Genomic DNA, 12,468 nt, shown 5'->3' with positions numbered 1-12,468 from the left:
TAGGCAATTAGGCAGATAAAGTTTTACGGATAGCACCTAATGTAAATCTACTCCATCTAATTTTGGGATCAAAACATGAGTTAATTAATATTTTGATTGATTGATTTATTCTCTGCGGCTTATTTAATGAGTTGAAATCTAAAGAATTTGTGATAAATTTATTCCAGTACTTTTGGCGCTTTCTTAGAGAAATATATTTATGTAATTTAGCATATTGCAAATCCTGCATAAGCTGGGATAATATTTTTTCTCTTTCAATTTCAAACTGGACTGCTTGAACTGTAGTTTTAGAATTAGGATGAATCCGAAAATGAGCTAATATCAGAGAAGTATAATTGATTCGATCAAATGAATATAAATATTTAATTACTAGCTCCCAATCAAAGCAAAAGTCAAAGTTTTCTGGCAAACCACCAATTTGACAGATTAAGTCAGTTCTTAACCAGAATCCAGGCTGATGAAAAACGACATTCTGATCGGGTAAGACCATATTAAATGCCGATAATCCCTGATTTTGTTGGACAACTATACCAGTTTCACTTAAGTCAAGTACAGCACCAGCAAAAGCATCAAAATTTTTAATTCCTTCAGCAACTAATTTGAGGCTGCCTTGGGTAAGGATATCATCTGAATTAATCCAATTAAAAATCTTACCTGTACACTGGGCAAGTCCTTTATTAATCGCATTCGCCTGTCCGCTATCTTTCTCGCTTACATAATAGTCTAGCCATTGCTGATACTTTTCAATAATTTCTAAAGAATTATCACTTGAGCCACCATCGATAATAATATATTCTAGGTTGGGATATCCTTGCAGCAAAATTGAACGTATAGTTTCTTCTAGAAAGTGAGCATAATTGTAGTTAGGTGTAACTATACTTATACGAGGCCATTCAGAACCATCAGGCATTTCTTCACTAAGGCGATCGCTTTCCTCAGTCCAAGGCCAACCTGTTTTATCCGGCGGTGGTGGTGGTAAGTCTTTTAGCTGCGGTACGGGACGAATTGACATATTCAAGACCTTATTAATTTTCTAAAACTTTATGATATAGCTCAATGTATCGCTGAGTTTGCAATTCTAAAGTATATTCTTTTAAAATAATATCTCGACAATTTTTACCCATACTATTGCGCTGTTCAGTATCTTCTAAAAGCTGTACAATACCATTGGACAAATCTTGAGGATCTTCTAATAAAGCTAAGTAACCAGTAATATCTGGACGTACTAAATCAGGAACGCCACCAACTTTGAAAGATACTAGGGGAGTACCACAAGCCATACTTTCTTGCAGAACTAAAGGCAAATTATCGGCACGGGTGGGAAAAATGAACAAGTCAGCCGCAGAATATGCAATAGACTTGAGGCGATCGCTGCTGACGTAGCCAAGATTCAGGCTTACCATCCCTACGGCTTTTGAGATGATTTCATCACCATTGCCGATAGTTAGCAACACAGTTTCAGCTTTAAGTGATTCTGGCAAGCTTTGTAGAGTTTTGAAAAGCAAGTCGCCACCCTTACGACTATCTTTAATACTTTGGGCGCCAAACATCAAAACTTTTTTACCCAAAGGTATACCTAGCAATGAACGGCAATGTTCGGGATCGAGAACTTGATAGGCTTGTATATCAATGCCATTGGGAATGTGATGAATGGGAAACTCTTTGAGCAAACTCTGCTTGGCTTGCTGAGTTAGCCAGTTGCTGGGAGTGATGATGCTTAAGTTAGAGTTTCTATAAACCCAGTTTTTTAATTTCCACTCTAAACGTGTATTATCTCTGGCGATTGCTGGATATGTATCTGGATAAGGACATTTACCACAACCAATTTTCCAGCGTTCGCAATCATAACTATATGCACAATGTCCAGTAAAGCTCCACATATCATGAAGTGTAAAAACAGCTGGTTTATTTGCTGTTAATGAGGGAATTGCTAAGTAGTTAAAGTAATTAGTATGAATGTTGTGAAAGTTCAGGACATCTGATTGTTTGTAGAAACTATGCTTGAGAATATCAAAGCTGCGAAGCAAATTGATCTGGTTAAGCCCTAAACGTCCCGTAAAACGATAGATATGATTTTCCAGACGCTGCTTAGTCAAAGGCACTGTTGCCACGCGATCGCTGCTAGTATTAACATGTCCTACTAGCAAGCGCGAATCAATATTCTGAGCTAGTAAACTTTGGTGTAGTCGATAACCAGCGATCGCTGCTCCGCCAGTGATGTCTGATTGATTAATATGTAAGACGTTCATAATATTGAATCATAGCCTTGGTTAAATTATTTCATTACATATGCAGGCTAATTTTCTCCACTAATGAGTGCTGATTATTATTGCCTTTTTCAAAAATTGCATATCCATTTCGCAGAGAGGGGTTATAAGATACTAGTTTATAATGCTTTTCTACAAGGATTTTTTGGCAATTTTTGTAATTATCAAAAGTATTGATATCATCAATTATGATATATCTTGCACCCAATAATTCTTCTAAATTAATTACAGCAGAAGATTCCAAGGTGTCAATCATCACTAAATCAAAACTATCAATTTTATGCTCTTTCTTGATATATTTAAGTTCATTATTTATTTCCGGTAAAATAGATGGAATTTGATAACATTTAATTAAATTATCATGATGAAAACGTTTTTGGAGTTGCACAAATCGAGAGGTCATCATGTTAATACATAATCCTACTGGCCTATTTCGATTTTCTCGAATACCTGTTAAAAATGCTTCAGTTGCTGGTTCACCGTTAGATGCTCCAATCAATAAAGCTGACTTAATGTTATCACTCGCTACCATAACTCGAATAGCTGAGAAAAACTCATCATTTTTTATTTCTGATAATTTATAAGGAAGAAAGTAGCCAAATCTGCTTTCCAAATAACGGAAACCTCTAAAAAATATTGATTTAGTCTTTGACTTTATCCATACTTTTGGATTAAGCTGAGGGTTTTTAAAAGAATATTTATTTAATATTTCCCTATTATTATCATCATTTTTGATATATTCATAAGCGAAATTATTAGTGTGTTTTTCTTTTACTTGCAATTCCTTTTGTAAATTAGACCAAGTTCTTAACATTTTCTCTAAGTCAAACTGTTCACACGAGTGAAGCATAATACAGAGATGATTAATCCACTCATCAAAACTGCGATCGGGTAATTGGTGAATACTATAGCGAGGCTGAGATTTTTCTAAGTATGGTATAGTATTATCTTCTCTATTGTTGAGTAAATTAATTACCCAACGAGTACGATCTAGAATCGAATGAGAAAGACATGGAAATTGCTCAGCACTATTAACAGCCTCATCTAATTTTCCATGACAAAGTAGGCAAATAATAAAATAAGCCCACTCTACTGGATCGGGATCTGAGGCTTGGTATTCCTCAAGAGTATATTTAATTGGTTGAGTAATCCAAGAAAGTGCTGTGTGTGTGTCTCCTTTGTAAAGGTTACATATTGCTAACCGCAGTTTCGGCTCAGGCATCCAATATATATGATTTACACATTTTAGATATAAAGCTTCTGCTTCTTTGTATTTACCAGCGCTTAGTTTTTCATCTCCTTGGCGGATAAACTCTAGAATTAATCCATTGCCAATAATATGTGAATTTTTAATCCCAGATGATTGTTCTACAATAGTAAGTGGCTCAAAAGGACTGGTCTGAACAATTTTTTGATTTGCTTTAAGTTTTTGATAAAGATTAAACCATTGAAAAACCTGATCTCTTTGTTTTAAAGTGTGCTTAGAATGAACAAGATCGTACCCTGCGTTAGTGATCTTCTCTAATTTTTCTGGATTTTGAAATAAATAGTCAATCTTATCTAAGACATCACCTTCCTCAGCAAATACACAATTTTGCATATCAACAAATCCGCTGGCTTCAACAGAAGCAGTTTTTTCTGTAATCAGACACGATTTGCAAGCTGGTATCTCAAAATGTTTACGAACAATTTCCTTTTCTAATGTTCCACATGTTGGTACAAACCAAGAAGCATTGATAGTTCGGGCGTATTTTTCACCATATATCATTCGCCATGCAAAATGCTGATTAGAATATCCAGTATGAGGACAAATTAGTGAGGGATAAAATTGAGAAACAGTTTCATAAATTTTTTGTCGCCAAGGGTATAAGTTATTTATGTAACCATTAAACAATACAGGAATAATTTTTGATTCTCCATAGTCTCGATATGTCTGGGGATCTATAAAATTTGGCCACACGAATAAGTTTTCGGCAATCTCTGGTGTATGTTCAGCAGTAGTAGTACAAATAGTAAAGAAAGTATTTATTCCCCAATTTTCCATATCCGAAAGAAAACCTGCACGTGCTTCACACCAAGAGTCTCCGTTATGGAAGCCTAATTTAGGTATTTCTGGATAAGTATGTGTATTTTTAATTTCTAGTTTTTTACAACGTTGATAATTGACACCAGCTTCAAAAAATGTTACCTCCGGTTGATACTTTTCACAAATTTCTTGGTAGTCGCAATTTTCATTAATTACAGTTACTTCAAAGAATTCTGATAAGCATTTTACGTGCTGTTCTCTGTGTAAAACCACTAAATTAGATAAGCCTTGATTTTTCCATTGGAAAAATACAAGTCTTGGCTTAGTAATTATCTCCATAAAATTCATTTACTTACTTGTGCTAGACTTGGCTAAGCAATACACTCAAAATTTACAAACAGACTTCAAAATTTCGATCGTCCAATTTCCTCTTCAGTCATAGGATCGAACAGTGCTTATATAGTGCCATTGTACCGTGGTTGTTAAGTTTCAAATTAGCGAGTGCATATGCTCTCTGAATTTAATTCTCTGAACAACAAAATCCAATTCTTAAAGCGATCGCATATTTGTATTTTCAGACTTGCAGCTAGCTATTTTCAGGTAAATAGATCATACGGTAGTGGCACAGCATTGCTGTGCCACTAAAACAAACAGATTGGTCTTTTGTTTCTCAATCAGTTGAATCTCTCTCTCCTGAAAAATTCATACTTTTGTATTTCACCTATTTCTCAAAACAAGGATGGAAAGTTAGCACCAGAAGATTATTCAAAGGCTCGTTGTATTACTACAAGGAGAACAAAAACTTTTCAGCTGTCAAGTTACCTATTACATCCATCTTACCAGTTGTCACGTCAACCGTATAAAGGACATTATTTTTTGTACTATTGTCAGCAGCCAGTGCGTACAATTGTCCAGAAGAAGAGAAGGCCAAGTCTTTAACATCGTTGATCAGAGGGCGTCCTTGATAGCTCAATGGAGTCAGTCTTTTAATTTTGACCTTGCCTGTAAGTATAGCTCTCTCCTGTAAGTTCATCGTGATTAAAATGGGGATACCTTCTGAGCCAATCTCAGTTGCAAAAATATTTCCTTTTAGATCTTGGCATAGGTTAGCGAATCGATGATTGAGTGGGAGTGAGGGTAGAGCCAGATCGTCTCCAGAAAGAATTTTACCTGTTGTGTAATCGATTATTCTCATGGTATATGGTGGAATGCCCTCAGTTCCTACCAAGCATAGAAGTCTATTCTTAGGAAGACCTAGCAAACTTTCAACAGTTTGATTAGATTTCTTAAAGTCTAAAACTTTTTTTGCTCTGAATTTAGAGCTAGTACCAGTTCCGGCAACAGAAATAAGATGGTTGAAATGGCCATTTTTGGAGTAAGAGACCGTAGAAATTACAATAGTCTTATCTCCAAGCACTATTGCTTTCGTAATCCGGTCAGACTCTGGTAAAAAGAAAGCCCGATATTGTTTAGGTACAGACAATGGATTGTCAACGGAGAGAACTGGTAGATTCACCTTAGAAAGAATCTTCACATTTGGCAGATTCACTTTCAAATCTAGCTTCTTAGTATTAGAAAGAATCTTTAGCGTCGCTGTATCGTTAGTATTTAGCTCTACTGAAGGAGTTTGATCTTCTCGGTTGCGAGCGTTGGATGTTTTAAGGAGGTTTACTCCATAAAGAATCTCCTTGCTGGACTCGCTCGTCTGAGCAAGCACCTTACTAGAGATGTCAGCAACAACAGTGGAAGTCAAACTGGCTGCTACCAGCTTGCCAAATTGGCGGCGTTGTAGTGGTGTCATTCTTGTACTCCTGGTGTGATACTTTAAGGGACAATGAGGTTTGCATTTGGTGCTTGCGGTTTAGCTCCCATATCTGCTAAAATATTGACGGTTATTTGCTTGACACGAATATCTTCCCGAGCTGGGCTGACACCATCGCTATCTAGCCCCCATGCCCACTGAATAGTGCCGGAGGCAAAGACTTTAGCTCCGCTACTAGCGGTGTAGCGGGCTGAGTGAGATTTGGTAAAATCCTGGTTGGTAGGGAGCGCTTGTTCTCCCGGCGGTTCGTCAAAGTTTGGCAATAATGCAGAAGGTTGCATTGGTGATTCAGACAAGGTGACCAGACCAGAAGGACTAGACCCATTGTTAACGACAAAATCCCATTCATAGCCCACTAACAGAGCCAGCTGATCTCCATTCTGGAGTCCCGTGTTCGCATAGTAAGGATCGCTACTATTGCTGACAACAAAATTAGAACCACCGTAGATATCGCTGAGGTCGCTACCGTACATGATTCCTAACAAGGCGTTTTCCGGCCGCTGGTTCTGGACGCTGCGGAATTTATTAGTTGCTGCTGATGCTCCCTGCTGCTGGGCGACTGAATCCAATGACCAATCTTGTTTGTAACACGCCATCACCCGGTTGGGATTCACTTGCCCAGCAGCGAGAGTAGAACTTTCAAATCTGACTCGCCAGTAACAAGTATTAGCAGAGAAAAATCCCAAATTAATGCCGGCATTGCGAGCTCCTTCCACAGCATCGCGCATTTCTTTAGACCAGTACTCATCGTGACCCACAGACAGGAATACTTTGTGATTGAGCAAACTTTGTGCGTTGGTATGAAGCTGCATACTCTCGGTATAGGCTACATCGTAACCTTGAGATTCCAGCCAGCGCACCATATTATATTCCCATCGAAGAGGTGTATCGGCCTCGTAGGATTCTTGATAAGTTGCTTGGGAGAAAGGACGGTCATAGGAAACCTTGTAAGCTCTCTGACCACCAACGCTGTTAAAGTTATACAAGCTGTAACCACCGGTTGTGCTGTAGGCTAGGACACAAGAAACGGCGCTTTGGAATAAAATATCAGCAGTTCTGCTATCATCGCGGACGACAAACCACACGTGCGCTGCTTTGCTACTTGCTTGGTCAATTAGCTTGGCAACATAAATACCGCTAGTCCAATTATTGCCTACCTGCAAGACATAGGAAGTTGTCCAGTTACACTCAACTAGGTGGGTATCAGGATCTACAGTACAGGCAGCTTGAGTCGTACCATTGAGCAACCCACTACTTGCCATCAGCCTGCCGCCGGTGCCACCATAATAGCCCAAGCGGTATACGTCGATGGTAAACTGTCCGACTTGTCCTAGAGAAACCTTAATACCCAGAGATTCTCCTTTGTTGACACTGGTTGCGGAAGCATAACCAGCGATCTCTCCACTACCCCGATTAACAAGCTTCCAGTTAGTGGTGCCAGGATTTAGGTTTTCCAAAAAGATTGCATTGGGATTTGGTGGAGTTGTTGAAGCCGAGAAAGTTATACTACCGATGCCTTGTGCTGTCACAGTTACTACTACCCCTCCAGGTCCGGTAGGAACCCCCCCTACTGTCAAAATCGTACTTGCTTGACCGCTACCGTTAGTCACTGCACTGGTGGGCGAGACCGATCCTCCACCACCAGTAACGGCAAAGTTTACCGTAACTCCTGACTGAGGACTGTTTTGAGCGTTTACGACTTGGACGACCAGGGGATTGGGCACAGCTGCACCCGTGGCTGCAATCTGATTATCTCCACTGACTTTAACTAAAGTGCTGCCGACGGCAAAGCCGATGTCTCGATAATAGTTACTATTCACGAAAGAACTGTCTGGGAAAGAATTTGGACTTGCACTATACACTCCATTGTTACCATCTGTTACCGAACTAAGATAGCCATTGACTATGGGGTTACTCAGTTCATAATAAGTAGCTACGTAATAGGTGTTTACGTTAACAGAGACTACATAAGTCGTATTCCCTTCAATGGGAACTGGCGTTTCTAGAACCTGCTCCTGCCAGCCAGAAGCCGTTTCATTCGTAAAAGTGGCGTTTGCCAGCAAAGTTCCTGTGGCTGTCCATATCTTGCCAATATGAGTTCCTGTCTCGCTAGGGGCTTTCCAGAAGCGAATGGCGGTAATTTGTCCCCATCTAGCGCTGCGGAATTTCATCCCTAATTCATAAGGAACGCTATCAGTAGCATTTGAGATGCTCGGAACTTGAGTCGTTAGAAGTGTTTGTGTATTCCCTGAGGGACTAGCAATAGCTGAGAAAGTAACGCTACCAACTTGGGATGCCGTGGCACTTACACTATTAGTCACATAAGTTGTTGCACCAGGGCTAGCTGCCAGTGTTAAGGTTGTACTAGCCTGACCAGTCGCATCAGTTATTGCACTGACGGGCGAGACTACCCCCCCACCAGTAGTAGCAGCAAAATTGACTGTGACCCCGGATTGAGGATTACCGGCGTTATCTTTGACTTGAACAACAAATGGGTTGGGTAAGGAAGTTCCAGCTTGACCAGTCTGATTGTCGCCACTAACTTTGGTAATAGTAGGCAGGGACACAGCCACAAAGTTGATGTCACGAAAATAGTTAGTATTCCGGTAAGAACTGGTTGGGAAGACTCCCGGAGTCACATTAAACACTCCATTGTTACCATCTGCCACTGAACTGAGATCGCTATTGATGATGGCGTTGGCCAGTTGATTACTAGTGGCGACGTAATAGGCGTTGACGTTAACAGAGACTACATAGGTTGTATCAGCTTGAATGTTAAGTGGTATGTCCAAAGCCTGTTCCTGCCAACCAGAAACCGTCTCGTTAGAAAAAGTGACACTTGCCAATAGCGTTCCCGTTGCCGTCCAAATCTTGCCAGTATGAGTTCCTGTCTCGCTAGGAGCTTTCCAAAAGCGGATAGTAGTAATCTGTCCACCTTGAGCACTACGGAATTTCATGCCTAATTCGTAGGGAATGCTATCAGTGATATTTGGAAGGCTTGGTACTTGATTGGTAAAGAGGATAGTCATAGCTATTTCCTGCAATGTTTAATGACTACGGATTATCAGAAGTAATACCAATTTGAAAAAAGAATACAACCGATGGATAAAACTCCCCCTCAACCCTTTGCTTACCAAAGGGAGAGTGCTTGATAGGGCTGGTGGGATCTGTCACAAACTTTTTTTGAATTGGTATTAGTTTAGTAATTAGAAAGACTTTCGCCTTTCAGCAACTTGCTGATTGCGACCCTTGAGCAAATCTCTAAGCAGTAGAGATGTGAAATTTATTCGCGGATATGCACACGCGATAAATTTTTAGTAGAGGGAAATTTTGACTAAAAATGATTCTTAACTGAACTGTTAATTAATTAACTAATGTTAGTAAATTTACATAAAATAATAGATTCCAAATATTGAGTTTATTTGACAGCACAAACTAGAGGCAGCGCTAGAAGTAATTTCCAGGAAAGGAATATTTTTCTTTAAACCTGACAAGCCATTTTCAAAACTTTCACTACATAATCCTCTTCTTCTTTAGTCATTTGATGAAACAGGGGTAGTAGGACAGTACGATCTTGTGCTTGCTCGCTTTCAGAAAGCCGATCGCATTTTCCCACTTCACACTCACAAGCTTTTGGCTGAACTCCACATGACCAAGGTTCAGTTTGATAAGCAGGTTCACGGTGAGCGCACATAATCCCGCGTCGGGTGGAAATGCCAGCATCTAGCATTCGCTGCATTACTTGTACCTGGTCGTATTTCTCTGTAAGGCGGACACAAAAACTCTGCCAGTTACTCTTGGCCCAATTTGGTTCATTCGGTAACTTTAATCCCGGTATATCTGCTAGCTTTTCCTGATATTGCTGTGCCAAATAACGTCGGCGTTCTACAATCTCTGGAAGACGTTTAAGTTGTTCTCGCCCGACTGCTGCTTGAATATCAGTCATGCGGTAGTTGTAACCCAGCATCGGATATGACTCAAATATTACCTGTTTTGCACCGTGGCGTACAGTATCGGGGATGCTCATCCCATGTTGCCGCCACAGGCGAAACTGTTTGTCATATTCGGGGTTGTTGGTAGTAAGCATTCCACCGTCACCTGTGGTGATGACTTTGCGGGGGTGAAAAGAAAAGCAGGCGATATCCCCATGTGGTTTGCCAATTTTTTCCCAGTTTCCATCCCAGAGAACTTCACTACCGATCGCACAAGCTGCATCTTCAATTACTGGTAAATTGTAACGGTGGGCAATATCCAAGATGGCTTTGAGGTCGCAAGGCATCCCGATTTGGTGGACGATGAGAATGGCGCGAGAGCGATCGCTAATCACATCCTCAATTAACATGGGATTAATGTTGTATGTCTGTGGTTCAATATCCACAAACACTGGTATTGCACCACAGTAGCGAATACTGTTGGCAGTGGCAATATAAGAATGGCTGACGGTAATTACTTCATCCCCAGGTTGCACACCGACAGCCAATAGCGCGAGATGTAATGCTGTAGTGCAATTGGAGACAGCACAAGCATGGTTGGCTCCTACGTAAGCGGCAAACTCTTGCTCAAATGCAGCGACTTCTGGCCCTTGTGTTACCCACCCAGACATAATTGCACGGCTAGCTGCTTCAGCCTCAGCTTCACCCATCCAGGGTTTAGCGATCGGGATAGACTGCATTTTCTCAGACATTGCTTGCTTCCTTTGCCAATTTCTGTTCGCGCCACCAACTCACTAGCCGACGCAATCCCTCTTCTAGGGATACCTGCGCCTCAAAACATAGCAATTGTTTGGCTTTACTCACATCTGCTAGTCGGCGTGCTACGGGGTTGACTTTACGTTCTGGGCCATATTCTGGCTGTAAATCTGACCCCATTACCTTAGCCAAACTATAGGCTAGGTCATTTAGGCTGCTTTCCACATTACTGGCAATATTAAATACGTCATCAGTAACATCGGCTTTGGCAGCTAAAATATTCGCTCTGGCAATATCTTCGATATATACAAAGTCCATTGTCTGTTTGCCATCACCAAAAATCAGTGGTGGCTGACCTGTTGCAATACGCTCCATCCAGCGAATTAAGACTTCAGTGTATACACCGTAAATGTCCATACGCGGGCCGTAGACGTTAAAGTAGCGTAATGCTACATAGTCCAGTCCATACATATCATAGAAGCTGCGTAATAACCCTTCATTAAAAACCTTTGCTGCACCATAGAGAGTGCGGTTGTTGTAGGGGTGATGAGATTCAGTGGTTGGGAATTTCTCTGCCATACCGTAGATGGAGGCTGATGAGGCAGCGACTACCTTTTTTACCCCGGCTTTCACTGCTGCTTCCAAAACGTTGAAAGTGCCATCTGCCAAAACTTCTAATGCCAAACGCGGTTCTTCGGCACATTGGGTAATGCGGATTGCTGCTTGATGAAAGACTATATCCACACCTTGCATAACTTCACCCAAGAGTTTTTGATCTCGGATGTCGCCTTCTACAATTACTAAAGGACCATGTTCTTTGGCCCAAGCTAGGTTTTTTAGTTGTCCACGGGTTAAATTATCTAAAACAATAATTTCCGAGACTCCTTCGTTTACCAATAAATCGGCAATGTGGGAACCAACTAAACCTGCACCACCTGTAATTAAAATTCGTTTATTTTGCATATTATTTACTCTCCAATGGTTCATATCCTTCCCGCCAGCGTAAAAACTTAGCAGGGACACCAGCGACGATCGCAAATGGTGGTACATCCTTAGTCACAACTGCTCCAGCACCAACAATGCTGCCTTTGCCAATTGTGACTCCAGGTAAGATCGCCGCATTCATGCCAATATCGGCTCCTGTTTCGACTTTTACCGATTTAATTTCTAAATCTGTTTGGATGATGGGAACATCAATTGGCAATCCGGTATGTGTTGAACCCAGTACTTTTGCACCTGGGCCCCATCCCACATAATCTTCAATAATCAAATCACGGGCATCAAAATAGCTCTGTGGACCAATCCAAACATGATTACCAATGATGCAAGTACCATCGAACCTTCCCTGAATATAGCTTTGTGAACCAATAAACACTTGGTTTCCAATTTCAAAGGTTTCAAGATGTTTAAAGCCTACACCATTGCCAATCCGAATGTTATGTCCAAATCTCCGTGCTACCGCTCGCCAAATAGCTCGCCGCATTAGCCCATCAAAGTCGCCATCACCTGTAGCAAAGCGTGCGTATAATTCGATTAATGATTTTTGTTCATACTGAGTGTTTAAATATTCTGCTAGTTGAATTTCAAAGTCAGGGTCTAGCTTTTCTGCTTGTAAACCGTGGATAGCTCTGACTATCTTAGTCTTACCTGGATCGGACATTGAAT

At 40.7% G+C, this 12,468-nt stretch carries 8 protein-coding genes; all 8 read right to left on the bottom strand.

The window, feature by feature from the left end; all coding sequences use genetic code 11:
• Positions 1-7 precede the first annotated feature (7 nt).
• Positions 8-1,012, bottom strand: coding sequence for a glycosyltransferase family 2 protein (locus ACFG4S_RS09900; protein WP_392534625.1), 1,005 nt, complete (start codon positions 1,010-1,012; stop codon positions 8-10).
• A gap of 13 nt (positions 1,013-1,025) precedes the next feature.
• Complete coding sequence (locus tag ACFG4S_RS09895; RefSeq protein ID WP_392534624.1) at positions 1,026-2,249, bottom strand: glycosyltransferase family 4 protein; 1,224 nt, start codon at positions 2,247-2,249, stop codon at positions 1,026-1,028.
• Between the two features lie 34 nt (positions 2,250-2,283).
• Positions 2,284-4,641, bottom strand: coding sequence for a glycosyltransferase (locus tag ACFG4S_RS09890; protein ID WP_392534623.1), 2,358 nt, complete (start codon positions 4,639-4,641; stop codon positions 2,284-2,286).
• 436 nt (positions 4,642-5,077) lie between these two features.
• Positions 5,078-6,094 carry a hypothetical protein gene (locus tag ACFG4S_RS09885; RefSeq protein WP_392534622.1) on the bottom strand — a complete coding sequence of 339 codons (1,017 nt, stop codon included), beginning with the start codon at positions 6,092-6,094 and terminating at the stop codon, positions 5,078-5,080.
• 23 nt (positions 6,095-6,117) lie between these two features.
• Positions 6,118-9,144, bottom strand: coding sequence for a N,N-dimethylformamidase beta subunit family domain-containing protein (locus tag ACFG4S_RS09880; RefSeq protein ID WP_392534621.1), 3,027 nt, complete (start codon positions 9,142-9,144; stop codon positions 6,118-6,120).
• 452 nt (positions 9,145-9,596) lie between these two features.
• On the bottom strand, positions 9,597-10,799 hold the full coding sequence (locus ACFG4S_RS09875; protein ID WP_392534620.1) for a DegT/DnrJ/EryC1/StrS family aminotransferase: 1,203 nt from the start codon (positions 10,797-10,799) through the stop codon (positions 9,597-9,599).
• On the bottom strand, positions 10,792-11,766 hold the full coding sequence (locus ACFG4S_RS09870; protein WP_392534619.1) for an NAD-dependent epimerase/dehydratase family protein: 975 nt from the start codon (positions 11,764-11,766) through the stop codon (positions 10,792-10,794). Before ACFG4S_RS09870 ends, ACFG4S_RS09875 begins: the two co-directional genes overlap by 8 nt.
• A 1-nt stretch (position 11,767) precedes the next feature.
• Entirely contained in the window at positions 11,768-12,463 is a 696-nt protein-coding gene (locus ACFG4S_RS09865; protein WP_392534618.1) for an acyltransferase, read from the bottom strand.
• Between the last annotated feature and the right edge of the window lie 5 nt (positions 12,464-12,468).

It is taken from the genome of Nostoc sp. C117, from assembly GCF_043099735.1.
Classification (GTDB): Bacteria; Cyanobacteriota; Cyanobacteriia; order Cyanobacteriales; family Nostocaceae; genus Nostoc.
Note: the sequence above shows the minus strand (reverse complement) of the source record. Positions and strands in the feature narration are given on the sequence as shown.